Source organism: Pseudovibrio flavus, from assembly GCF_009711345.1.
GTDB lineage: Bacteria > Pseudomonadota > Alphaproteobacteria > Rhizobiales > Stappiaceae > Pseudovibrio > Pseudovibrio flavus.
In genome coordinates this window covers 463,282-486,483 of record NZ_SMMA01000066.1, presented here as the reverse complement: position 1 = coordinate 486,483, position 23,202 = coordinate 463,282, and the positions used below count along the sequence as shown (strand labels likewise).

The following is a 23,202-nucleotide window of genomic DNA, read 5'->3' as shown; positions in this document are numbered from 1 at the left end:
TATTGATTTCAAATGTCTACCAATACCCAGTTTGCCGAGCGTTCGGACAAAAAAGCAATCGAGCTCGGCTCTGGCCTTGCCCCGAAATTCGATAGTAACGGCCTGATCGCGGCCGCTGTCAGCGACTATGACAGCGGTGAGCTGCTAATGGTTGGTTACATGAACGAAGAGAGCCTGCTTCGCACCATTGAAAGCGGCGAAGCATGGTATTGGAGCCGTTCGCGTCAGGAATACTGGAAGAAAGGTGGCACTTCTGGTCAGGTGCAGAAAGTGCGCGAAATCCGCACTGACTGCGATCAGGATGCTATTTGGCTACGTGTGAGCGTTGAAGGTAACGGCGCAACCTGCCACGTGGGCTATCGCTCTTGTTTTTATAGAAAAATTGAGAAAAACGAAGACGGTTCCATCACTTTGACTTTCGCCGAAGACGCACCTGTCTACGACCCTGCAGAAGTCTACGGTAAAACGTCCTAGAGTTTTCGCGGTACACGAAGAAGCTTGTTTAGGTTTTTTTTGGTCTTTAAGGCGTCTAATATAGAGGAGCCCCATGACCAAGAAACAGGACATCTTCTGTGCTTGCAAACATACCGCTCTGGCCATCAGGTAAACAAAGCCAAACTCCCGAAGAGGAAGAGCCGCCCCAAAACTTCAAGCCCACATTTGGCGTGGCTCTAGGGGGCGGTGCTGCGCGTGGCTGGGCGCATATTGGCGTTCTCAGGGCTCTTTCAGAAAGCGGTATCGAACCGGATATTGTATGCGGCACCTCAATCGGCGCTGTTGTCGGCGGCTGTTACCTCGCAGACAAACTGGATGACTTGGCAGACTTTGCCACCGGCCTATCGAAGCGCAAGATATTCGGGTTGATGGACTTTTCGTTCGGCGGCTCAGGCTTGATTACAGGTAGAAAGCTCTCCGACCTGCTCATTCGCCATTTAGGCGACACCCAGATTGAACAACTCAGTCGCCCCTTCGCAGCCGTCTCTACTGAGCTTGGCACCGGTCATGAAATCTGGATCAAATCGGGTTCACTCTCCCACGCTCTGCGCTGTTCCTACGCACTGCCCGGCGTATTCGAGCCCGTGCGCCTAGGCGGCCGCTGGCTGGTTGATGGGGCACTGGTAAACCCTATACCCGTCTCTGTTTGTAGAGCCCTTGGAGCACGCATAGTTCTCGCGGTGAACCTGAACTCGGACAATTTCGGCAGAGGAACCACGGTGGTTCATGAACTACCACCTGCCCCGCCGGACATGCTTCCTGATTTGGAAAACAAACTAGATGCCACATTCGGTGGTCCGGTAAGCCGTATTTTGAGACGCCAGTTCTTTGGCCGCAAGTCAGGCAGCCTTCCGGGTATTTCCGGCGTGATGATGGAAAGCTACAACATCATCCAAGACCGTATCGGCCGCTCACGCCTGGCAGGCGATCCGCCAGACAGCATCCTGTCTTTGAGGCTCGGTCATTTGGGATTGTTTGATTTTCACCGCGCTGAGGAAGCAATTGAAATCGGCTACCAGTCAGCAATCAAGGCGATTGACGATATCCAGCTGCATATAGACAGCCTGCCGACGTAACGATGAAAGAGAAGAGCTGGCAGGCCGCAAAAAAGCCTGCCAGAAAATGCGTTAGCTTGCGTGAATGTAGGCTTTAAGCAACTCGGCTTCATGCTCGACTTCAGCAATACGGTGCTTAACCACGTCGCCGATGGAGATAATGCCTTCCAGCTTTCCATCCTTAACAACAGGCATGTGACGGAAGCGGCCTTGTGTCATCTTCGCCATTACTGCGGTAATGGTTTCCCCTTCAGTGCAGGTCACGACCTCCTTGGTCATGATGGTGGAGACCTCCTGCTCAAGCACAGAGGCGCCAGACGTTGCTACTGCCCGAACAATATCACGCTCAGAAACGATACCGGCAATAACACCCGGGCTGTCGCAGATTACAATCGCACCAATTTTCCGCTCTGTAAGCTCGCTACAAATGTCGCCAACGCGCTCTGTAGCCGGCTTTGTCAAAACGTCTCGCCCCTTGGCACCAAGCACCGCAGAAACCGTCATCACATTCCTCCCAGTTTTCAGCAAAACAAGCTGTCGCTGTGAATTTTTGATCTCGCTATGATGACGAAAAATACTGAGCTTGCAAACCCGAGAGATGAAATAGAGCGAAAACGTTGCAAACAAGCAGCTTATTGCGGGTGGTAACGCTTCACCGGATCAAAGAAGCGGAAAAGAATGAGGCCTGCTACAAAGCCGCCAACGTGGGCTTGCCAAGCGATGTTGGCACCCTCACCCGCAAGCGGCGCGGACCACAGGCCAAACAGCAGGTTGATGCCGAACCAAACAGCGACAAAACCTAGAACCTGCGGATTGGAGAAAGATTCCACCAATGGGCTGGCCGGAACATTGTAGGCATGCGGACTACCGCTTCTAAATGCACCAAGCGGGCCACCCATTTCGAATACGAAGCGGATAGAGCCTGACATCTGGCCTGAAATCGCAGCAGACGCGCCAATAAGAGGGGCGCTGTCGCCCCAATACGCCGCAAGGTGGGCAGCTGCACCAGCAACGCCACAAATTGCCGAGAAGATGAGAAAGCGCGCAGTACCAAAACGACGGGCCAGCGCTGTACCAAAGGCCGCCATCCAAATGACATTGAAGAACAGGTGGTTAAAGCCACCGTGCAGGAAGCAGTAGCTCAGAAAGCTGCTGATCTTGGTGATGTCCCCGCCCGGCCATGCCATAGAGACAATCTCATGCTCCACATAGCGAACCGGCCAAAAAGCAAACAACAGCAGCCCCAAAAAGTCCTGCTGCATGGTCAGCAGATACGTGCGTACCAAATGAACAGCAACGAGAATAAGACCAAGCGCTACGATCACCGTAGGCAAGTTAAAGACAGGCTCACTTTTTGGTGTCTCGTTCTGGTACATTCTGGACGCCTTGGTGCACTTGAGTTCTGGGATGGAACAAATCGCCTAAGCCAAAAGCCAAAAAACCTCAAGTTAAACGATCTCGCTGAAAAGGTATCACACCCTTTAAAATTGTATTGTGAAAAAAGAAAGGCCGCTCGAAGCTGCTGTTAAAGCGCTCACGAGCGGCCGTAGAAATGATCGCCTCCCCTTATCCATTCAATTATGACATTGAATTTTGACGATCAAACTCAAAAAGGTGTCCCAAATCAATTCGGGCAGTTGAAGTAAATTCAATGTGCTCGAATAAAATTGAATCTACAACCGTTACGATTTATTAACCTTAATAATACGTTAATTCCCGCATCCCATGCGTAAACTGGCACGCGAACTGCGTAGTAACCCCTGTAGACAGGCGGATAGTTAAGATTGTCCTTAAACGGGACACTGCCTTCTGGATGGTCCGCCAAGGAGCGGTTAACTACCAGAGGGGGTAGAGGGTAAAGCAATGAAGCACGGAGCCACGCGTACTCTTTTTGAATATTGGGATGAGATCCGCGCAACGCGATCCGCTCCCGAACGAGGCGATATTCAGCCCTCGGCGATTAAGACGGTTCTTGGGGATACTTTCATTCTGGAAGTTCGCCAGCCTGCCAATTTTCGCTATCGGCTGGCAGGAACACGGCTCTGTTCGATTCACTGTAGAGAGCTAAAAGGCAGGGATTTCCTAAGTCCGTGGTCTCATCAAGACCGTGAGGCGATGCTCTCGATGCTGGCAACTGTCACGCAAGACGCGGCCGCCTCTGTGGTGGGCATTACATGCCGGAACGACCAAGGTCACACGCTAGACATGGAGATGCTTCTTCTGCCTGTAAAAGTGCGCGGTGAAGGTTGTACCCGTATTCTTGGATGCGCAGTACCTATGCAGCGTCCTTACTGGCTGGGCGTGCACCCGATCGTCTCCCAGAGCATTACCGGACTTCGACTCATCTGGCCTGACGAAGACATTATGTATAAGGATGAGCCGCTGGAAGTGTACCATATCGGCCGCCCGCAATCGCAGTCAGCCCGTCGTCCACTGCGTTCGCAGCCGCAACTTGGTAGCTCGCTTCTAAAGCCAAAACTGCCACCTTTACCTCAGGGAGCGTCAGTCGTAGCGCGGGCTCCACACCTGAGAATTATTCAAGGTGGCAGAAGCTGAAATATCTCCTTAGGTAAAATTACCATATATTAACCTTGTCTACCTACCGTTTGCTAACCAAACAGGTTTCTGCAGGTTACCAACGAGTCGGACAGGTTTATATGGCGAGCCGTCACGCTGCCCTCTTAAAAAAAATAGCTGAACGAGAACCGGATAAACGCCGGTTCTCGCGTGTTGATGTAAACGTTCTTGGGCGCTTCATGCTGGAAGATCGGCGTGAGTATCCATGCCAGATCATCAATATGTCTCCCGGTGGCGCGGCACTCATTGCGCCAGTCACCGGCACCATCGGCGAACGGGTGATTGCCTATATCGATCACGTTGGCCGTATTGAAGGTTCCATTGCACGCCATATCGACGGCGGCTTCGCAATCGACATTCGGGCCACCGCTAGAAAGCGCGACAAGCTCGCCTCCATACTCACATGGCTGGCGAACAGAGACAGACTGAACCTTCCGGAAGACCGTCGTCACGAGCGCTTCGTTCCGCAAAACCCATTCACGACCATCACCCTCGACGACAAGCGCGAATACAAGTGCAAGATCATCGACGTGTCACTGTCTGGTGCAGCGCTTAAGACAGACGTACGCCCTGCCCTCGGTCTATCCATTGCTATCGGCAAGATGCGCGCCCGCGTGATCCGCCATACAGAAGATGGTATCGCAGTGGAATTTGCCGTCGTACAGAACCGCTCCGTATTGGAACAGCACATCACTCAAGGCGAATCCTGATCGCTTTTTGATTCTCGAAATCCCGAGACCTACCAGTTAAAATTGACGGCTAAAAAGCCGTCATGCCCGTCTCTACGCGCCCAGATCGCGTTACCTGCAGAAATTAATAGGCATTTACACCAATAAAATTCGCGGAGCATTCTCGCTCCCCGCGATGCCTCGTGCCGCCTAAAACCCCGAAAATCACTCGTGCAATGAACTGCTGCGCGCCTAAATCCTTGAGTGCGTTCGGTAGCTTGAAAATTTGCATAAAATTTTATTCAAACTCACATCAAATGTATTTCAAATTAAAATAAAACTTACTTCAAATACATCTAAAATATAAGTAAAAACAACCAGTTGACTTTATACGGAAAGAAAATCCATAGAGTCATAGTGACCCTCAAGGTAGTTGGAGGGCGTTATGGCTACTATGAAGAAAACATTTTTATCCGTAATAGGTAGTTTTACTTTATCACTACTCGCATTCACGGGTATTTCGCAGGCAGACCAAACATTAGGTCCGTTTATGCCTGTACTGGGGGAAACCGCGGCACCAATGGGCCACGTCTCATTCTGCGCGAGCAATCCCCAAAGCTGTAACTATGGAACGAACACACCGCTTGTCGTCAAACTCACGCAAGAGCGCTGGAATGAGCTATTGCAGGTCAATGCAGACGTGAATGCTCGCGTTCAGCCGATGACTGATGACGACCTCTTCGGCATGGCGGAGTATTGGACCTACCCAACTCAAGGCGCAGGTGATTGCGAGGAGTATGTTCTCGAAAAACAGCGCGTTTTGATCTCACGCGGCTGGCCGGCAAGTGCGCTTCTTATTACCGTGGTAAAAGACACCAATAACGCCGGCCATGCAGTTCTTAGCGTGCGCACGGATCAGGGTGATCTCATTCTCGACAACCAGATGAGCGTTATTCTTCCTTGGTATTCTACGCCCTACCGGTTTGTGAAGCGCCAATCCAGCAGACATGCAGCCGCTTGGACTGCAATCTCTGACCGCCGCGTCACCACAGTTGCGAGTATTTCCAACTAGGCAGGGCTAGCGCCCGCGAACCAATATCCACGAACGCCGTTATTGCCTTACAGTTCAACAAGCCCTTCACGATAACGGCGGCCGTTGTTGACATAGCCATCAGCAGAAGCCTTCAACTTCTTCGCGGTTGCCTCATCCAACTGGCGAACAACCTGACCCGGCACTCCAACCACTAGGGAGTTGTCGGGAATTTTTTTGCCTTCAGGTACCAAGGCATTCGCACCGATAATGCAGTTAGAGCCGATCTCTGCGCCATTGAGAATGGTTGCGCCCATTCCCACCAACGTTCCACTGGCAACCTTACAGCCATGCAAGATGGCCTGATGGCCCACGGTTACATCCTCACCGATCTCTAAAGGAAAGCCCATATCAGTGTGAAGAACGCATCCGTCTTGAATATTGGAACGGCGCCCAACTGTAATGCGCTCGTTATCACCGCGCAGAACGGCACCGAACCAGACGCTTGCGTCTTCTTCGATCAAGATATCGCCAATCACACTGGCATTGGGAGCGATGAAACAGTTCCCGCTTTCAGGAAGGCACGGGGCTTTATCCCCCAAACGGTAGAGCGTCATAAAAAGCTTCTCCTCAAAAACTCAAAGCAGGACATAGCCTGCTTCAACTCAGAAGGGAAGTGACAGCGCAATGTGCACCACGACGAGACCTGAGGAAACGCTCCAGAGCATAACAAGGCTAGAAGCAATCACACCGCCAGCAATGGTCAGGGAATTCTCGCTTCGTCCCGCCATAACCAAACGGCTGACAATGAACGGGCCTGCAAAGATATAGAGGAAGAAGCGGGCAAAGGTAGCGATGAAGGAATTGAGTTCCGTTTTGAAGGTCAATGGCAAGCCAGTCACCAACTGAAAGAAACTACCGACGATGCCAGCAAAAACAAAACCGGCTGATCCAAGATACGCCGCTAACAATAATTCTTGAAACATAAGTGCCCCCTACTTTGCCATCCAACAGCAAATCGCGGGCCAAAAAAACACCTCAGAAAAACCTTGGCATTTCCTAGGAGTTTCGCGTCATGCGGGACACAACTGGTCCCGAACTGAAACAAGGTGTCCTATAGAGAGACACCTCGACGTTTGGCCATGAAAAAAGGGCCCCGAGAGGCCCTTCATCATGCAAGGAGACTGTACCCAAGCTTAGAGATCTTCCACGTCAATATCGAGGATCGCCATGGAGAAGTTCCAGCTGAGTTCACCTTCGTCTTCATCGCGGAACAAGATACCCAGAAATTCATCATCCATGTAAACTTCTGCGGAATCGTCTTTGCGAGGACGCGCACGAACGCTGATTCCAGGAGCCTTGAATGTCTTCTGAAGGTAAGACTCCACTTTCTTAATTTCGTCAGGCTTCACAGCCGTCTCCTTTGTTTTCAGTCGGATTAATCGCAGGTGAACCTATACAAATCGAGGCCGCTGCCAACCCCCACAAACAAGCTTATCCTTGTTTGTTTTTGTCGGAAAACTCTTGACCCTGCCCAAGCATTTGATCCATGGCCCTTGAAGGTTGGTCGCAGCCCGCACTTCCAACAACCCTTGCAGGTACCCCTGCTACCGTGGAGCACGGTTCTACCGATTTAAGCACAACAGAGCCCGCAGCAACACGGGAACATTGTCCTATTTCGATGTTGCCCAGAACCTTTGCACCGGCGCCAACAAGGACGCCGCGTCTGATTTTTGGATGACGATCACCGCCCGCTTTGCCCGTACCGCCAAGGGTTACGCCCTGCAAAATAGACACATCATCTTCAACCACTGCGGTACCGCCAATAACAATGCCCGTACCGTGGTCAAAGAAGATACCCATGCCCACTGGAACCGCAGGGTGAATATCAACCTGAAACACCTCAGAGCTTCTGCTTTGCAGGTAGAAAGCAAAGTCCTTGCGGCCCTGCTTGAACAGCCAGTTCGCTAGGCGATGGGTCTGCAGTGCGTGAAAGCCTTTGAAATAAAGGAGAGGCTCAAGGAAACGCTCGCAAGCCGGATCTCGGTCCTGCACAGCAGAAATGTCGACGCGAAACGCCTTGGCGATATTCTCGTCGTCAGAAAGCGCTTCCATGTAGGTTTGGCGGATGAGATGGGCAGAAACCACAGTATGGGCCAAACGGTCCGCAATACGGTGAACAATCGCCTGCTCAAGCGAAGGGTGGTTCAAAACGGTTTCGTAAACGAACGAAGCCAACGCAGGCTCGTTCCGTGCCATTTCTTCTGCTTCGCTGCGCACGCGCAACCAAACTGGATCATGCATAGCAACCGTTTTACCGGCATAGCTTGGTGCCTGAGACATTCATCTATCTCCCGTAACGGGTTCTGGCATTTCCATGCCTAATAACATAGGCAGGTCGCGAAGTTAAACCAACCCCGCGTGCCATAATCTTTCGAATCTATCGAAATTGTGATCAGCCGAGTTCGGAAAGAAATTCCAGAACGCCCTGCTTGAAAACCTTGTCTCCAACCGCAACCATATGATCACGGTTTGGAATATCGAGCACCTGCGCATTCTGCATAAGATCGGCAAGTCGCTGCGGGTCCCCTGCTACATCATCTTTTGTGCCAACAGCAATAAGTGTAGGCGCGGTAATCTGTGCAATATCGGCTTCAGAGATCGGTTTTCTGGCTGACTGCATACAGGCGGCAAGCGCTTTACGGTCAGACTTTGTTTGCTCTGCAAAGGCGCGGAAGGCACGGCCAGTGCGGTCTTCGATATCACGGATATTATCGGCCAGCAGCCCGTTGATGATTGGCTCCGGATTGCCAACACCGGAAATGAGGCCGTAACCCATACCGCCAAAAATAAGGGAGCGAACGCGTTCCGGCTGAGCAAGAGCACAAAAAGCCGAGATGCGGGTACCCATAGAATAGCCCATGAAGTCAGCCTGTTTGATATCAAGATGGTCCAAAAGCGCAAGCACATCACCTGCCATTACAGGCGCACCGTAATCCTCTGGAGAATAGAACTTATGGCTCTCACCATGGCCACGGTTGTCTATGGCAATTACACGGCGGCCATCTTTTAAAAGCAGATCAACCCAGCCCGGATAGACCCAGTTTACAAACTTGTTAGAGGCAAAGCCGTGCACAAGCACGATCGGGTCACCATCACCCTCGTCAAGAAAAGCAAATTCATTGCCGTTATTATTAAAGCTTGGCATGGGGTCTTGTCTCTCTGGCTGGTGATCGCAAAAACTGGCGTGACAATAGTGTTCCCGTTTAATGGATGGAAGCACCCTTTCCCCTGTCTAAAGCACAGTGAAGCCTATTTGCACCAGAAATCACGTATTTTCCATTGCATCTGAACGAAAGAACAACCAAAACCATAGGAACATCGGCCAACAGTGGAACCCGCTTGCTTTCCGTTCAAGGGGCAAGTACCAAACTGGGACTGCCAGATGATTACTGATAGCTTTTTGCATTCAAAGGGGAGAGCGTAAGCACATGGCCCACGCAAAGACACCGCATTTCCAAAACTCCAACGGCTATAATTCCATTAGCATTGGCGCAAAAGAATTTATGTGTATCGGCGCAAAGCCTCCTTTTGATCATCCGCACGTATTTCTTGATATGGGCGCAGATGACGAAATCATTTGCCCATATTGCTCAACGCTCTACAAATATAACAATGAACTGGATGCAGGCAGTTCGGAGCCAGCCGGTTGCCAGTGGGACCCGCAAGAAGCCCTTTAGACATCAGGCTGGAGACACTTGAAAGCTTTTGTCTAAGGTCTGCGCATAAATATGAAAAAGAATAGAATCGCCATTGCCGGAGGTGGCATTGCCGGTCTCACCTCCGCACTCTTTCTGGCAAAACAGGGTTTTTCCGTCGATATTTTCGAAGCATCGCCGGTCCTGTCTGAAGTTGGAGCGGGCCTTCAGCTTTCTCCAAACGCCTGCCATTGCCTTGCAGAAATCGGCCTGTTGGGAAAACTTGAGGAAGTAGCGACCAAGCCGGAAGGCATCATGATGATGTCTGGCCGCTCAGGTAAGCCCCTCACAACAATCCCTTTGGGAGAAGCGGCTCGGCAGCGCTACGACGCCCCTTACCTTGTCATCCATCGTGCTGACCTTCAGTCGGTTCTTAGGGAAGCTGCCGAAGAAAATCCGTCCATTACTCTGGCGTTGGGCTCCAGCGTTGAAAACATCCGCGAGACCGACAGTGAGCTCTTTATAAAGCTCGGAACAGAGGAAGAGGAAAAAGGCGCATACAGCCTGCTTATTGGAGCTGATGGCGTCTGGTCTTCTATTCGCACAAACGTTTTAGACCTCTCGCCGGCAGTTCACTCTGGCCGTGTTGCCTACAGAGCAACAATTCCGGCCAAGGGATTGGGCAAAAAGTACCTCGTGAACACTGGCCTTTGGCTGGGTGATAAGGCCCATGTCGTTCACTACCCTGTCCAAAACGGAAAAGCGCTCAATATCGTCGTGCTGACAGTAGAGAACTGGACAGCGAAAGACTGGTCTCACCCGGCAGACAGGGCTCAGGTTCTTGAGGTCTTGAAGGCGTGGCCAGATGACGTCCGCAGCTTGGTCAACAAAGCCACGAACTGGACCCGTTGGGCGCTTTGCGGCGTGATACCGGGCGAGCCTCTGGTAAAAGGACGTGTGGCATTGGTTGGCGATGCCGCCCACGCAATGCTGCCATTTATGGCGCAAGGCGCTGCAATGGGCATTGAGGACGCGGCTGTTCTTGCCTCTCATATCCAAGAACTCGGACCAGAGCCAGATGCCTTAATCGCCTACCAGACTGAGCGCCAGCCACGGGTTAACAAGGTCGCGCAGACTGCACTTCGAAACGAGAAAATCTATCACCAGCGAATGCCTGCCAGCTTGGCGCGAGACATGGTTTTAAAAAACATGCCCGCCGACAAGCTCCTTGCAGGGTTCGACTGGATTTATGAATGGAAGCCGCAGACCAAAGCAAGGACCTGCGCACACAACGGGGAAAACAAATGAGTGGTGAAGCGCAGGACGTGGTAACGGCTGGCTTTGTTGTTATTGGCGACGAAATTCTATCTGGACGCACCAAAGACAAGAACATTGGCTTCATTGCCGAGTTTTTGACCGAGCTGGGCATCGACCTAAAAGAAGTACGCGTTGTTTCCGATGATGAGGACTGCATTGCAGAAGCAGTCAACGCGCTTCGAGCCCGCTACACCTATGTGTTTACCTCTGGCGGTATTGGCCCAACCCACGATGATATTACCGCTGACAGTATCGCAAAGGCTTTTGGTGTCGGCATCGATAAAGACCCACGCGCAATGGCGCTGCTTGAAGCACACTATCCGGTTGGTGAGTTTACCCAGGCCCGTCAGCGTATGGCCCGTATTCCAGATGGAGCAGACCTCATTAACAACCCCGTTTCGGTTGCTCCGGGCTTTAAGATCGGCAACGTTCACGTCATGGCTGGCGTACCAAAAATCATGCAGGCCATGATGGACGAGATCGCTCCAACCTTGAAAGGTGGGCGCAAGATTATCTCCCAAACTATTCCGGTTCCACTGCCGGAAAGCCGCATAGCAATGCGCCTTGGAGAGATACAGGAAGCCTACCCGCAGACCATGATTGGCTCCTACCCGCAGAACGTAGATGGAATTTTTTCGACACAAATTGTTGTACGTGGCAGGGATTCTGGTGTAGTGCGGTCGGCAATTGAAGAAATTGAGGCGGCAGTAGCCGCCGCTGTAAAAGAAAACTCTTGAAGGACGGACTATGGAGAACGACCAGCAGTCAAAAGCGTTCCCTGTATCTTGGGACCAGTTTCACCGTGATTGCCGCGCGTTGGCATGGCGCCTTGCGGACAAAGGCGAATTCAAAGCAATCGTTTGCATTACCCGTGGCGGCCTTGTACCTGCAGGCATCATCGCCCGCGAACTGGGCGTGAGAACCATCGAAACTGTTTGCATCGCTTCCTATCACGACTACGACGATCAGGGCGAGCTGAAGGTTATCAAGCCAATCGACCCGAAAGTCATCGGTAACGACGGCGAAGGCGTTCTCATCATTGACGACCTCGTAGACACCGGAAAGACCGCTAAGGTTGTTCGTGAAATGCTTCCAAAAGCACACCTTGCAACCGTCTATGCAAAGCCACAGGGCCGCGAAATGGCTGATACCATCGTGACCGAGCTTTCTCAGGACACTTGGGTATACTTCCCATGGGATATGGGTTGGCAGTTCCAGCCGCCAATCACCAAAGACTCTGCTGGCTAATCAGCAATAAGAAAAGGCGCTCATTTGAGCGCCTTTTTTATTTGGAACCGCAGAAATACGAGATTGCCTAGATTTCGACGCGGGCTTGACCGGTAACCTCGATCCGCTCCGGCGTGATCTTGCAGCACAGAGCGTAAACCTCCACGCCCTTTGCACGCGCCTCTTCAAAGCACTTGGCGTATTTAGGGTCGATATCGCTGGCTAGAGATAACCTGTCACAGTCATCACGCTGAATGAGGTAGACCATCGCAGCGCGGTCACCCTCTTCGACGACCTTGCCCATCTCATCAAGATGCTTGGCACCGCGAGCTGTTACAGCGTCAGGAAACTCGGCAAGACCAGCCTCGCGCGAAAGCGTAACGTTCTTCACTTCCACATAGACGCGCTTGCCCTCAAGCCCTTCGAGCAGAATATCAATGCGGGAATTGGTGCCGTACTTCACCTCGCGGCGCAGGTTTTCAAAGCCTGACAGTTCAGGAATTGCGCCAGCTTTAAGAGCTTCTTCCACCAAGCCGTTAGGACGAGAGGTGTTGATGCCGACCATGGCACCGTCCACCTGCAGCAACTCCCAAGAATAGGCCAGCTTACGTTTCGGGTTATTGGAATTGGAAAGCCAGACGGCAATCCCCTCTCCCGTAAGCCCCATCATGGAACCGGAGTTGGCGCAGTGCGCAGTGATGACTTCACCGCTCCCTTCCAGCTCGACATCCGCAAGAAATCGTTTGTAGCGCTTGATAAGACGCCCTTTGACGAGCGGTGCTTCGAACTCCATGGAACCTCTTTTTGGTATCAGCGGGACCAGAAATCAGGATCCAGCAGGATGAGAACCGTAAACAGCTCAAGGCGGCCCATCAACATCGCAGCGCTCAAAATCCACTTAACCTCGTCAGGAAGCGGACCGAAAGTGCCAGATGGACCAATTACGGTACCAAGCCCCGGCCCAACGTTACCAACGGAGGTCGCAGCAGCAGAAACGGCTGTCACAAGATCAAGGTGGAAGGCGGAGAGAATAAGAGTGAGAAGGCCAACAGAGCCCAGATACACAACAAGGAACGCTAGAACCGAAAACGTCAGTTCTGGTGTAAGGCGTGTACTGCCGTAGCTCACAGAGATAACGCGGTTCGGACGAACCATGCGGCGCATGTGCGCTTTTACAGTTCCGAAGAATACGAGGAAGCGGAAGATCTTGATACCGCCAGTCGTGGAACCTGTGCAGCCGCCAACGAACTTTAGCAAAAGCGCAAGGCCGATAACCGGTGCACCCCAGTTGGTGTAATCGCCCATCGCATAGCCGGTACCCGTCACCACAGACACAACGTTAAAAGTTGCCTGAAGCAGCGCATCACCAAACTCGGCTTGGCCTGAAATTCCGAGATAGAAAGTCAGAGCGAGCGATACAATGCCCAAAAATCCGAGGAACGAACGAACCTGAGGGTCCCGCCACAATAGCAGCGGCTGACCACGCAAACCCTGAATAATCAGAACAAACGGCAAGGAGCCGATGATCATAAATACAACAGCGATCCAGCCGGTAAGCGGATTGGTGAAAAAGCCGAAGGACGCATCGTGGGTAGAATAGCCACCTGTCGCGATTGTCGTCAGCGCGTGGTTAAACGCGTCGAACATGGACATGCCAGACGCCCAATAGGCAAGAAGGCAAAGACAGGTGAAGAAGAAATAGGTCAGACTAATCAGACGGATTAGTTCAATAGAGCGGCTAACGATCTTCTCGCTCTGGTCCGAGCTTTCGGTCTGGAATAGCTGCATACCGCCAATCTTCAGGAACGGCAGCAATACGATTGCCATAACCACGATACCAATACCGCCCATCCACTGCATGAGCGAACGCCAGACGAGAAGCCCTGGTGGCAAAGAATCAAGACCGGATAGAACAGTAGAGCCCGTTGTGGTGAAGCCCGAAACCGCCTCGAAGACCGCATCAACGTAGGCAATGCCGAGCCATAGAAACGGTAGCGCACCAAATGCAGGAAGCGATATCCACGCAAGTGTGGTCAGCAAAAAGGTCTGGCGCGTATCCAGCCCCTCCGTCAACGCACTACCCATCGCAACCGATAGCAAGAGCCCGACCAAGCCAACGATAAGGGAAGAGAAAACAAACGCCTGCCAGTCAGCATTGCGTGCGGCAACGTCAACGATTGCAGGTATCAGCATGGCTGCTGCCAGCCCCACGTAGAGATACCCCAAAACGCTTAGTACAGGTCGGAATGAAATCACTGTTTGAATACTCTATTCCCGATAGCAATTGGCTTTTCTGCATAGCTCCCCAGAAAAGCTGTAAAAATATTGCTGCGGCAGGAATTCTCCGCAAGATACTCAAACAATAGAACTGATGTTTTAGAGTGGCTCTCCACAGCAATTCATGGGGTACAAACAATAGTATCCCATGAATTTGCCGTTTTTCGTTTGCTGCGCCGCGTTAGTCTGCAAAAAACTTGCCGTTCAACAGATGAAATTCTAGGCTAGATCAACTCCAGAATTCCGGTTCAAGAAGAATAAGAACCGTAAAAATCTCTAGTCGGCCCAACAACATAGAAAAGGCGAGGACCAATTTTGCAGCCTCAGGGATTTCTGCAAAGGTTCCCACAGGGCCAACTTGATCACCAAGGCCCGGTCCAACGTTGCCAAGCGCTGTTGCCGCAGAGCTAACCGCAGTAACAAGATCAAGGCCCATACTGGTCAGAATAACAGTTACAAGCCCTGTTACCGCAAGGTAGGCCACCAGAAACGCCAAAACCGAGAACCCAAGATCAGGCGTAATTTTGGAATCGCCATAATGGAGTGAGACCACGCGATCAGGCCGGATCATGCGCTTAAGGTGGGCACTCACGCTTGCAAAGAACACGATAAAGCGAAAGGTTTTGATACCGCCTGTGGTAGAGCCGGTACATGCGCCGCAGAAGGTCAGAACAAAGATAATGCCGACCATAGGTGCGCCCCACGCGGTGTAGTCACCAAGGCCAAAGCCTGTTGTTGTCACGATGGACGTTACAACAAACGCAGATTCTGCGAAGGCCGTTCCAATGGTGTATTCGTTGTTGTGGCCCAGATAGAACGCAATGCCGATGCTGCAAACAAGCAATAGCCCCAAAAACACGCGCACCTGAGGGTCTCTAAACAGAGCACTAACGTTGCCACGCGCACCTTCAATAAGCAGAACAAACGGAAGACCAGAGAAGATCATAAAGATGATACCGACCCAGATCGTCGATTGGTTCTGGAAATAGTCGAAGGAAGCATCGTGGGTAGAAAAGCCCCCAGAGCTGAGGGTCGTCATGGCGTGGTTAATCGCATCAAACCATGACATGCCGCTTATCCAGAAAGCGATCGCACAAAGCACCGTCAGCACGCTGTAAACGCCGATAATCCAGCGGCCAAGCTGTGTTGCACGGCTGAACGCCTTTTCACCCTTCTCCGAGCTTTCAGTACGGAAGAGCTGCATACCGCCAACACGAAGCTGCGGCAGCATCAAGATCGCCATACCGATAATACCAACACCGCCGATCCACTGTGTCATGGAGCGCCAGACGAGCAGGCCCGGTGGCATACTATCAAGCCCCACGAGAATGGTAGAGCCGGTTGTGGTGAAGCCTGACACGCTTTCGAAAAACGCATCAATAATACCAACACCCAAGCCCAAGAATGGCAAAGAACCAGCAAGTGGCAGCGTCAGCCATGACAGAGCAGTAATCAAGAATGCATGTCTTGCAGACATTTGCTGCAGCTTGTAGCCACCCGTTGCTGTAGAAAGCAGCAGACCAAAACCACCAACTACGAGGGAGGACAAAGCAAAAGATACCCAGTCCGGGTTCCGCTCCACAAGGTCCACACCCATCGGCACAAGCAGCATTATGGCTACGCCCATGTAGCCAAACCCGAGAATATGAAAGACCGGCCCCAAAAGCGTCATTGTAATTGCCTTCTTATACGAACTGATCTCTAACTTTGAAGGTTATATCAGGGTTCGTTCTAAAACGTTTCCGACCGAGGGTGGCTCCATTATCACCACATCCCTTAGGGCTCAAGAAAAAGAAATCGGAAATCTGCGCATCCTGCGGCATAAACCGTAATCACCACCGGTGCGGTCTTAACCGCTACCTTAGTGCCTCCGTATTCGAGCTGCCTCTTGCAGCTCTCGTTTGGCGTTTCGCGCCAGACCTCTGGCAACCGTTTGGCGCAATAGCGCTAAACTCGTCATGGCACGAAATCGTGTTCTTTTGTTTGCACCAATCACTGCCAATGTTTATTGGAAGTTTCACGCACAAGTATTTCTATCTATGCGCGATAAAGCCTAAAGTTGGCCGCCATCTCTTTGTACTTATTCAATCTTTGAAAGATCGTCCAAGTCAGTGATGCTTTCAGCTTAGCACCAAGCTGCAAACAAAAAAGGGAGCACGAAGCCCCCTTTTCTCAGCGTTGAACGCGCTCCCCTTAAGCAGCTCGAACTTTTGCAAGGAACTGGTCAAGCTCTGCGCCCAAGCTATCAGCCTGCTGCGCCAAATGCTTGGATGCCATCAAGACATCTTGAGAAGCTGAGCTAGACTCCTTCGCAGCATGTGAAACGCCTTTAATTGCGGAGCTCACTTCTTCTGTTCCGCTGGAAGCCAACACAACGTTGCTGGAGATATCCTGTGTGGCAGATGCCTGCTGCTCGGTCGCGGCAGAGATCGACGCGGAGATTGCGTGAATGTTCTGCAGCATACCGGAAATGCTGGTTATTGCCGTTGCAGAGTCCTGCGTTGCAAGCTGGATCTCTTCCACCTGCTTGGCAATTTCAACGGTAGCCTTTTCAGTCTGATCTGCCAGACCCTTCACTTCCGCAGCCACCACAGCAAAGCCCTTACCAGCATCCCCTGCTCGTGCCGCTTCAATGGTAGCGTTGAGTGCCAGAAGGTTGGTTTGCGAGGCGATGTTATTGATGAGCTCTACAATGTCGCCAATCTTCTGAACAATTACCGTCAGGCCCTGCACCTTGAATGCTGCATCATCAGCATCCCCAGCAGCTTTAGACGACATGTCGTTGGAACGCTCGATCTGATCGGCAATTTCCTTAATGGAAACGGAAAGCTCCTCAGTTGCGGCTGCAACAGTATGAACCTTTTCGTTGGCAAGGTTTGAAGCTTCTGCCACCGACATGGACTGCTGACTGGTTTGCTCGGCATAACCAGACATAGTGTTTGCAGCATCACGAAGCTGCAATGCAGACGTGGAAACAGAGCGGATAATCGTGCCAACAGAACCTTCGAACTCTGTCGCCATCTTCTCCAAGAACTCTTTACGGCGTTGTTCGGTAGCCAGTTTTTCAGCTTCACGCTCATTCACCATGCGCGCATTTTCAACGGACTGCTCTTTAAAGAAGAGCGCAGCCTTCGCTAGAAGCCCCACCTCGTCTTTACGCTCAGTGCCATGGATTTCGACGGTGTGATCACCCTTTACCAGCGAGTTCAGCGTCTCAATGATATCTGTAATCGGTTTGGAGATACCTGTTCGACCAATCCAAATACCGAGCAAAGTGCCTAGAAGAATAACCGCAGCAGCAATGCCAGCCAGATAGGTCTTCATTTCTTCCGCATGAGCGGTGAGCTCGGTACCCTGACCCGCCATTTCCTCAGAAGAGTAGGTGCTATAGGTCTTAACGGCTTTAGTCAGCCCTTTCTGGGCTTCCAGCGTAGCGTTGAGCTTTTCCGTAATGCCGTCACGGTTATTGCTATCCGCAGCTGCCGTTGCAATCATATCGTCGATACTAGCGAAGTAGCCGTCCAGCCCTTTTCTAATATCAGCGATTTGCTTCATTTGCGCATCATCTGCAGCAGCTTGAAGAATTGGCAGACGGCCCAGCATTTCGTTGACTCGGCGGTCCCGTTCGTCAGCAAATGCCTCGGCTTTCTCAGGGAAGTACGCCAGCTGGTAGGTCATGCGGCTGATTGCAATGATATCAATACGAAGATCCATTGCCTCCAGTGCAGCACTCTGAGATTTTCCAACCTCCTTGTTGGAGGAGGTCAGGAGATTAATCTCCCAAATCGCGACACTGGTAATTGCAGCTGCAGAAAAGCCCATAAGAATGACAACGAACATAATTTTCGTAACAATTCTAATGTTCTTTAGAAGGGAAAAGCTTGATGCCATTTTTTTGCCCCTAAAACATCTCTAGGTTGAACCAAGGAACGTTAGAACCAAGAGATGCGATCAAACATTCGCAGATCTACGCAAACTAATGTTTTGATTAAAATTGTCCTAACTACTTTAGAACGAGTGGAAAATATGTATCCGCAGCGAGATGAAGTCTGAGCGTTTCGAAGGCCTTAGCTCGCACAAGACCACTTGGCCGCGCAAAGAAAGCTATGTGCAGTTTGAGAAACGCGCAGGGGTGCCCGCGCAGGGTGCGCGCTGCAAAAGCATTCAGAATTTATTGGGATTTTGGTGCGGACGGCGGGACTCGAACCCGCAAGCCTATCGGCGGCAGATTTTAAGTCTGCTGTGTATACCAATTCCACCACGACCGCTTGTCCACTCTGGGTAATCGCGTTTCCATTTTGTTGCAAGCGCAACCTGCCAGTTGTCCAATATGTTCTTTAAATCCCCATGGCCCTTTACGCACCAAATACTAAGGAGTACACAGCCGCAAAGCCCCCCTTTTTCACAAGGTGCCAGTTTTCTATTTAACTACGAAGATTTGCGGTCAACACTCCCTATTTTCGGGTTATAACTGCGCAACAATACAGCAAATATCGCATAGGGTGCTCACCGTAAAATGCAGCCACCCTACTGAGAAGCAGGGCTTGCGCCAGAATTGTTAAAATGGCGTAGTCTTCGACCGGAGGGCAACGATGCCAAGGGTAAGCGCTTCTCTCAAGAACTGATAGGAACCAGTTTCAGATGGTCTCATACATTGACGCCAGCGTAGCGCCGCTAAAAAACACAGGCCAGATCAAGCTCTACTCCCCTGAAGATTTTGAAGGGATGCGTAAGGCCTGCCAGCTGACATCTTCCTGTCTTGACGCCCTCGTACCGCTGATCAAACCGGGCATTACAACGCAAGAAATCGATGACTTTGTATACGGCTTTGGCCGCGACCATGGCGTTGTTGCAGCCACTTTGAATTACCGCGGCTACACCCACTCTTCATGCACCTCTATCAACCACGTTGTTTGCCACGGCATTCCAGAGGCAAAACGTCTTCGTGAAGGTGATATCGTCAACGTTGATGTGACTTTTGTGGTTGATGGCTGGCATGGCGACAGTTCTCGAATGTACCCGGTTGGCACCCTAAAACGCTCTGCTGAGCGGCTTATTGAAGTGACCTACGAGTCCCTCAAGCGCGGCATTGAAGCGGCGAAACCGGGTAACACCACTGGTGACATTGGCTATGCAATCCAGTCCTACGTGGAAGCTGAGCGCTGCTCTGTCGTTCGTGATTTCTGTGGTCACGGCCTTGGCCGCCTGTTCCACGACATGCCGAATATTCTGCACTACGGCCGTCCGGGCGAAGGCATTGAGCTAAAGCCGGGCATGATCTTTACTATCGAACCGATGGTGAACCTTGGCCGTCCAGAGGTGAAGGTTTTAAAAGACGGCTGGACTGCGGTAACCCGTGATCGCACGCTGTCTGCTCAGTTCGAACATTCCATCGGCATCACAGCAAACGGTGCGGACATCTTCACCCTTTCCCAGAAGGGTCTGTTCAACCCGCTTCATCCAGAAGACAAGCCAAACTGATTATGTGGGGGTGCGCATGAAAGACGATACTCTGTTTGAGTTCGCCGAGCGCGCCTCCCACACACCGCTCCAAGACGATCTTCAGTTATCGGCAAAAAAAGCGGGGCCGAAAAAACAATCAAAACATTACCATGGGCACCGTGAGCGATTAAAATCCCGCTTTGAAGAGGCTGGGCCGCAAGCTCTTGCATCCTACGAGATGCTGGAAATGCTGCTCTACCTCAGCATTAAACAAGGCGATACCAAACCGCTGGCCAAGGCACTTCTTGCTCGTTTTGGTTCGTTTGCCGATGTTTTGGCCGCTCCCAAAGAACGCCTAATGGAAGTGGAAGGATGTGGCCCGCAAACCGCCCGCATGCTCAAATTGCTTGAAGCTTCCGCTGTTCTGTATGCCAAAGACCAGATCAACACCAAGAAACCACTTTCATCATGGTCAGCCGTGCTGGATTACATTCACACGGCAATGGCGAGAAACGAGCGAGAGGAATTTCGCATTCTTTTCCTCGACAAAAAGAACAACCTTGTGGCCGATGAAGTGCAACAAAAAGGAACAATAGACCACACGCCCGTTTACCCACGTGAGGTTGCAAAGCGATCACTAGAACTCGGTGCCTGCGCAGTTATTCTGGTCCACAATCACCCATCGGGAGACCCCACTCCTTCGCGCTCTGATATCCAGATGACGAAGAAAGTGGCCAGTGTTCTAGAGCCTTTGAGCATCGTATTGCACGACCACATTATTATCTCCAGAGGCGGACATGTAAGCTTCCGCGCCCTTCAGCTTCTGGACGATTAAAAACAAAGTTTACTCAACACTGACGTAAAGCAACCGCTTAACTACGGATTGCATATTTTTCAGTGCAACTTATTAAGCCCCATCCACCCTTGCACCATTTGCCGCCAGTCTCACTCAAGTATCTAGCAGTAATCTGCAGACGTTATTCATTTGAGTTGTCATTAATCCGAGAACCATCCGCCAATGCCTACTTTTCTTGAAACCATATACGGTAACCCTTCAATGGAAGTCAGTGCGGCTGTATCAAAGGATGTGCAGGAAAGCCGAAAACGCTCTGCTCGCGCCATTGCTCTATTTCTACTGCTGATTGTATGCTTTGCCTTCGGAACCGGCTTCTTTGTTCTGGACTGGGCAACAAAACAGGCAGTCATTAACGAGGCTGCAAAAGAGCGTCGCTTGGTGACAAGTAACCTCACCGTTTACCGCGATAGTCTGGCAAATGAGCTAGAACGACTGGCTGTCTCCAACAGGGCATATGATGTCGTAACTTCCGACAAGGACATCATCTATCTGGATCAAGACCTCTCCCCGACAGCCAGTAACCGCGGTGATCGTGACGTCTTCGTTATTCTAGATGCAGACCGCAAAGTCTTGCAGACATACCGGCAGGATCTGCCTTGGCACTCCGATGTCTACAAGGACGAGCTGAGAGAACACTTGGCCCCGCTGCTGGATCTGTTGGAATCTGAAGCTAAGTCCCAATTCAATCGCCCTCGCATTCCCGGACCGCTGATTAGCCGTCCACCGCTCACACTGTCGGCGCATGACATGGTGGCCCAAGATGGCGGAATTAGCTTGGCGACAGTCGCCGCAATCATTCCGGCAGACAGCAGCGTTAAGGCAGAAAACAGACTGGGCGGTTATCTCGTTTGGCTCAGAGCGCTCGATAGCCGCGCGCTCAAGGGCTTTGAGCGTTCCACAGGCCTGAAGGATATGTACATCGCACCTCGCAAGAAGCGGAACGATCCTGGCGTAGTGGCTGTTCCGCTCATCACCTATTCCGGCGAGATTACAGGCTATCTTCACTGGTCAACAGCTGCAGTTTCCAAGTCTATTCTCCCAACGGTGGCCCCTTATTTCATCGGCGCGTCTCTTGCTATCCTGCTCATAACTATGGGCTTGCTCAGACACTCCATTCGCCTGACAGACAAGATCGTCCGCAACGAGGCCGCCGCTACCTATGCAGCTTTGCACGACCCTCTTTCTGGCCTGCCTAACCGGACATATTTCGCCAACAAGGCTTCCTTCGTTCTCAAGAAAGCGTGGGGGCACGACAAAAAGTGTGCTCTTATCTTCCTTGACCTCGATCACTTCAAGCAGATCAACGACAGTCTTGGCCATCCGATCGGCGATAAAGTCATTCAGGAAGTGGCACGGCGGATTCATAACGTCGTCAAGAAAACCGATATTGCTGCACGCATCAGCGGTGATGAGTTCCTCATTTTGCTGAGCGGCCGCAACAACGAGTCCGAAATTCTGGCAAGCTGCCGCGCCATCGAAACCAGCCTCATGGAACCGATGAAGATCGACCGTCATAAAATCCTGACAACGATCAGTATGGGTGTTTCCATCAGTCCTGAGCATGGCACAGACCTTAACGAGCTGCTGCGTAAAGCTGACATTGCCCTTTATGAGGCAAAGCGAAATGGCCGCGGCTGCTACCTCATTTTCCGCCCTGCTATGGAAGAGAACATCATCATCCGTAGAGAACTTGAGGTGGAAATCGAACGCGCTTTGGCACGCAACGAGTTCCAGAACTACTATCAGCCAATTCTGGATCGTAACGGCGAAGAAGTTATCGGCGTTGAAGCGCTCATTCGTTGGAACCACCCTAAGCAGGGTCTTCTGTCTCCAGCAATGTTCCTACCTGTTGCGGAAGAATCCCAGCTCATTGTTAAGGTTGGCGAGTGGGTCCTTGAAAACGCGATTAAAGACGCAACCACGCTGCCGGGTATCAAGTTCAGTATCAACGTTTCACCGGTACAGCTCAGACAGCGCGACTTCCCTGCTCTCGTATCAGGCCTGCTGGAGAGCTACGGTGTCTCTCCTGACCGCATTGAAATGGAAGTGACCGAAGAAGTTTTGATGAACTCCGGCGATGGTGCAACAGACGTACTGGAGCGTTTGAGCGAGCTTGGCATCTCTATCGCGCTCGACGATTTCGGCACCGGCTACTCGTCCATGAGCTACTTGCGCCAGTACAAGTTCAACAAGATCAAAATCGACCGCTCCTTCGTTCAGGATCTGGATACCGACGAAGATGCCCGCGTGATCGTGACCTCGCTCATCAACCTTTCTCAGTCCATCGGCATGCAGGTATGCGTGGAAGGCGTGGAGACCGAAGAGCAGCACGAATTCATCAAAGAAACGTCCTGCGAGATGGTTCAGGGCTACCTCTTCTCCAAGCCGATCCCGCTCACCAAGTTCAAAATGTGGAAGGACGACCACTACGAGCTATTGGCTAGAAGAGCGCAGATCGCAGCACTTGCAGAATAGGCAAGACAAATCTCTGTCAAGGAAAGCCCCCGCAACCGGTTGGATGCGGGGGCTTTTTGTTGTCTTAAACGCTCACTAACGCAGA

Annotated in this window: 23 protein-coding genes and 1 tRNA gene; 12 read left to right on the top strand and 12 right to left on the bottom strand. The window is 51.6% G+C overall.

Annotation, left to right across the window (positions count from 1 at the left end):
• The first annotated feature begins 12 nt into the window (after positions 1–12).
• Together hisI and E1162_RS19155 are read left to right on the top strand one after the other, a co-directional pair.
• Positions 13–474 carry a phosphoribosyl-AMP cyclohydrolase gene (gene hisI / locus E1162_RS19160; protein WP_155134942.1) on the top strand — a complete coding sequence of 154 codons (462 nt, stop codon included), beginning with the start codon at positions 13–15 and terminating at the stop codon, positions 472–474.
• A gap of 98 nt (positions 475–572) precedes the next feature.
• The gene (locus E1162_RS19155; protein WP_371312025.1) at positions 573–1,571 is read left to right on the top strand and encodes a patatin-like phospholipase family protein; all 999 of its coding nucleotides are present in this window, start codon (positions 573–575) and stop codon (positions 1,569–1,571) included.
• Between the two features lie 51 nt (positions 1,572–1,622).
• On the opposite strand, the gene E1162_RS19150 is transcribed toward E1162_RS19155, so the two are convergent.
• Complete coding sequence (locus tag E1162_RS19150; RefSeq protein ID WP_155134940.1) at positions 1,623–2,054, bottom strand: CBS domain-containing protein; 432 nt, start codon at positions 2,052–2,054, stop codon at positions 1,623–1,625.
• A 128-nt stretch (positions 2,055–2,182) separates the two neighbouring features.
• Entirely contained in the window at positions 2,183–2,926 is a 744-nt protein-coding gene (locus tag E1162_RS19145) for a rhomboid family intramembrane serine protease (RefSeq protein ID WP_155134937.1), read from the bottom strand.
• A gap of 487 nt (positions 2,927–3,413) precedes the next feature.
• Between E1162_RS19145 and E1162_RS19140 the strand changes: the two genes are divergently transcribed.
• The 3 genes from E1162_RS19140 (at position 3,414) to E1162_RS19130 (ending at position 5,867) form a co-directional block, all read left to right on the top strand.
• Complete coding sequence (locus E1162_RS19140; RefSeq protein WP_155134934.1) at positions 3,414–4,106, top strand: PAS domain-containing protein; 693 nt, start codon at positions 3,414–3,416, stop codon at positions 4,104–4,106.
• A 101-nt stretch (positions 4,107–4,207) separates the two neighbouring features.
• Entirely contained in the window at positions 4,208–4,837 is a 630-nt protein-coding gene (locus E1162_RS19135) for a PilZ domain-containing protein (RefSeq protein ID WP_155134931.1), read from the top strand.
• A 403-nt stretch (positions 4,838–5,240) separates the two neighbouring features.
• Positions 5,241–5,867: a transglutaminase-like cysteine peptidase gene (locus E1162_RS19130; RefSeq protein ID WP_155134928.1), complete on the top strand. Its 627-nt coding sequence runs from the start codon at positions 5,241–5,243 to the stop codon at positions 5,865–5,867.
• 47 nt (positions 5,868–5,914) lie between these two features.
• Here the strand turns inward: E1162_RS19130 and E1162_RS19125 are convergent, their stop codons facing one another.
• From E1162_RS19125 to E1162_RS19105, 5 genes are all read right to left on the bottom strand, one after another.
• Entirely contained in the window at positions 5,915–6,442 is a 528-nt protein-coding gene (locus E1162_RS19125) for a gamma carbonic anhydrase family protein (RefSeq protein ID WP_155134925.1), read from the bottom strand.
• 48 nt (positions 6,443–6,490) lie between these two features.
• Entirely contained in the window at positions 6,491–6,811 is a 321-nt protein-coding gene (locus tag E1162_RS19120; RefSeq protein ID WP_155134922.1) for a DUF6949 family protein, read from the bottom strand.
• Between the two features lie 210 nt (positions 6,812–7,021).
• Positions 7,022–7,237: a DUF3126 family protein gene (locus E1162_RS19115; protein ID WP_371312024.1), complete on the bottom strand. Its 216-nt coding sequence runs from the start codon at positions 7,235–7,237 to the stop codon at positions 7,022–7,024.
• An 82-nt stretch (positions 7,238–7,319) separates the two neighbouring features.
• Positions 7,320–8,168 (bottom strand): serine O-acetyltransferase, encoded by an 849-nt coding sequence (gene cysE / locus E1162_RS19110; RefSeq protein WP_155134916.1) that lies wholly within the window; start codon positions 8,166–8,168, stop codon positions 7,320–7,322.
• Between the two features lie 112 nt (positions 8,169–8,280).
• Positions 8,281–9,033: an alpha/beta fold hydrolase gene (locus tag E1162_RS19105; protein WP_155134913.1), complete on the bottom strand. Its 753-nt coding sequence runs from the start codon at positions 9,031–9,033 to the stop codon at positions 8,281–8,283.
• A 283-nt stretch (positions 9,034–9,316) separates the two neighbouring features.
• Here E1162_RS19105 and E1162_RS19100 point away from each other — a divergent pair, with 283 nt between their 5' ends.
• From E1162_RS19100 to gpt, 4 genes are read left to right on the top strand one after another with little or no spacing between them, the layout of a single operon-like run.
• Positions 9,317–9,565 carry a zinc-finger domain-containing protein gene (locus E1162_RS19100; RefSeq protein WP_155134910.1) on the top strand — a complete coding sequence of 83 codons (249 nt, stop codon included), beginning with the start codon at positions 9,317–9,319 and terminating at the stop codon, positions 9,563–9,565.
• 51 nt (positions 9,566–9,616) lie between these two features.
• Positions 9,617–10,831, top strand: coding sequence for an FAD-dependent monooxygenase (locus E1162_RS19095; protein ID WP_155134907.1), 1,215 nt, complete (start codon positions 9,617–9,619; stop codon positions 10,829–10,831).
• Positions 10,828–11,577: a competence/damage-inducible protein A gene (locus E1162_RS19090; protein WP_155134904.1), complete on the top strand. Its 750-nt coding sequence runs from the start codon at positions 10,828–10,830 to the stop codon at positions 11,575–11,577. The genes E1162_RS19095 and E1162_RS19090 overlap by 4 nt, the downstream gene beginning before the upstream one ends.
• Before the next feature lie 10 nt (positions 11,578–11,587).
• On the top strand, positions 11,588–12,088 hold the full coding sequence (gene gpt, locus E1162_RS19085) for a xanthine phosphoribosyltransferase (protein ID WP_155134901.1): 501 nt from the start codon (positions 11,588–11,590) through the stop codon (positions 12,086–12,088).
• Positions 12,089–12,155: 67 nt separating this feature from the next.
• Here the strand turns inward: gpt and sfsA are convergent, their stop codons facing one another.
• From sfsA to E1162_RS19060, 5 genes are all read right to left on the bottom strand, one after another.
• Positions 12,156–12,860 (bottom strand): DNA/RNA nuclease SfsA, encoded by a 705-nt coding sequence (gene sfsA / locus E1162_RS19080; RefSeq protein WP_155134898.1) that lies wholly within the window; start codon positions 12,858–12,860, stop codon positions 12,156–12,158.
• 17 nt (positions 12,861–12,877) lie between these two features.
• Positions 12,878–14,323: a TrkH family potassium uptake protein gene (locus E1162_RS19075; protein ID WP_371312023.1), complete on the bottom strand. Its 1,446-nt coding sequence runs from the start codon at positions 14,321–14,323 to the stop codon at positions 12,878–12,880.
• Between the two features lie 250 nt (positions 14,324–14,573).
• Complete coding sequence (locus tag E1162_RS19070) at positions 14,574–16,016, bottom strand: TrkH family potassium uptake protein (protein WP_155134895.1); 1,443 nt, start codon at positions 16,014–16,016, stop codon at positions 14,574–14,576.
• A gap of 521 nt (positions 16,017–16,537) precedes the next feature.
• Positions 16,538–18,235, bottom strand: a complete 1,698-nt coding sequence (locus E1162_RS19065) for a methyl-accepting chemotaxis protein (protein WP_155134892.1) — start codon at positions 18,233–18,235, stop codon at positions 16,538–16,540.
• Positions 18,236–18,527: 292 nt separating this feature from the next.
• Positions 18,528–18,612, bottom strand: a tRNA-Leu gene (locus tag E1162_RS19060).
• A gap of 373 nt (positions 18,613–18,985) precedes the next feature.
• Here E1162_RS19060 and map point away from each other — a divergent pair.
• The 3 genes from map (at position 18,986) to E1162_RS19045 (ending at position 23,117) form a co-directional block, all read left to right on the top strand.
• Positions 18,986–19,825 (top strand): type I methionyl aminopeptidase, encoded by an 840-nt coding sequence (gene map / locus E1162_RS19055; protein ID WP_155134889.1) that lies wholly within the window; start codon positions 18,986–18,988, stop codon positions 19,823–19,825.
• 16 nt (positions 19,826–19,841) lie between these two features.
• A complete protein-coding gene (radC, locus tag E1162_RS19050; protein WP_155134886.1) occupies positions 19,842–20,621 on the top strand; it encodes a RadC family protein in 780 nt (259 codons plus the stop codon).
• A gap of 183 nt (positions 20,622–20,804) precedes the next feature.
• The gene (locus tag E1162_RS19045; RefSeq protein ID WP_155134883.1) at positions 20,805–23,117 is read left to right on the top strand and encodes a putative bifunctional diguanylate cyclase/phosphodiesterase; all 2,313 of its coding nucleotides are present in this window, start codon (positions 20,805–20,807) and stop codon (positions 23,115–23,117) included.
• Positions 23,118–23,202: the final 85 nt, after the last annotated feature.

Coding starts and splice junctions, on each gene's coding strand:
- E1162_RS19130 (WP_155134928.1), top strand. CDS start 5,241: ATGGCTACTATGAAGAAAACATTTTTATCCGTAATAGGTAGTTTTACT.
- E1162_RS19135 (WP_155134931.1), top strand. CDS start 4,208: ATGGCGAGCCGTCACGCTGCCCTCTTAAAAAAAATAGCTGAACGAGAA.
- E1162_RS19105 (WP_155134913.1), bottom strand. CDS start 9,033: ATGCCAAGCTTTAATAATAACGGCAATGAATTTGCTTTTCTTGACGAG.
- E1162_RS19045 (WP_155134883.1), top strand. CDS start 20,805: ATGCCTACTTTTCTTGAAACCATATACGGTAACCCTTCAATGGAAGTC.
- E1162_RS19120 (WP_155134922.1), bottom strand. CDS start 6,811: ATGTTTCAAGAATTATTGTTAGCGGCGTATCTTGGATCAGCCGGTTTT.
- gpt (WP_155134901.1), top strand. CDS start 11,588: ATGGAGAACGACCAGCAGTCAAAAGCGTTCCCTGTATCTTGGGACCAG.
- E1162_RS19100 (WP_155134910.1), top strand. CDS start 9,317: ATGGCCCACGCAAAGACACCGCATTTCCAAAACTCCAACGGCTATAAT.
- E1162_RS19090 (WP_155134904.1), top strand. CDS start 10,828: ATGAGTGGTGAAGCGCAGGACGTGGTAACGGCTGGCTTTGTTGTTATT.
- map (WP_155134889.1), top strand. CDS start 18,986: ATGGTCTCATACATTGACGCCAGCGTAGCGCCGCTAAAAAACACAGGC.
- radC (WP_155134886.1), top strand. CDS start 19,842: ATGAAAGACGATACTCTGTTTGAGTTCGCCGAGCGCGCCTCCCACACA.
- cysE (WP_155134916.1), bottom strand. CDS start 8,168: ATGTCTCAGGCACCAAGCTATGCCGGTAAAACGGTTGCTATGCATGAT.
- E1162_RS19070 (WP_155134895.1), bottom strand. CDS start 16,016: ATGACGCTTTTGGGGCCGGTCTTTCATATTCTCGGGTTTGGCTACATG.
- sfsA (WP_155134898.1), bottom strand. CDS start 12,860: ATGGAGTTCGAAGCACCGCTCGTCAAAGGGCGTCTTATCAAGCGCTAC.
- E1162_RS19145 (WP_155134937.1), bottom strand. CDS start 2,926: ATGTACCAGAACGAGACACCAAAAAGTGAGCCTGTCTTTAACTTGCCT.
- hisI (WP_155134942.1), top strand. CDS start 13: ATGTCTACCAATACCCAGTTTGCCGAGCGTTCGGACAAAAAAGCAATC.
- E1162_RS19150 (WP_155134940.1), bottom strand. CDS start 2,054: ATGACGGTTTCTGCGGTGCTTGGTGCCAAGGGGCGAGACGTTTTGACA.
- E1162_RS19065 (WP_155134892.1), bottom strand. CDS start 18,235: ATGGCATCAAGCTTTTCCCTTCTAAAGAACATTAGAATTGTTACGAAA.
- E1162_RS19140 (WP_155134934.1), top strand. CDS start 3,414: ATGAAGCACGGAGCCACGCGTACTCTTTTTGAATATTGGGATGAGATC.
- E1162_RS19125 (WP_155134925.1), bottom strand. CDS start 6,442: ATGACGCTCTACCGTTTGGGGGATAAAGCCCCGTGCCTTCCTGAAAGC.
- E1162_RS19095 (WP_155134907.1), top strand. CDS start 9,617: ATGAAAAAGAATAGAATCGCCATTGCCGGAGGTGGCATTGCCGGTCTC.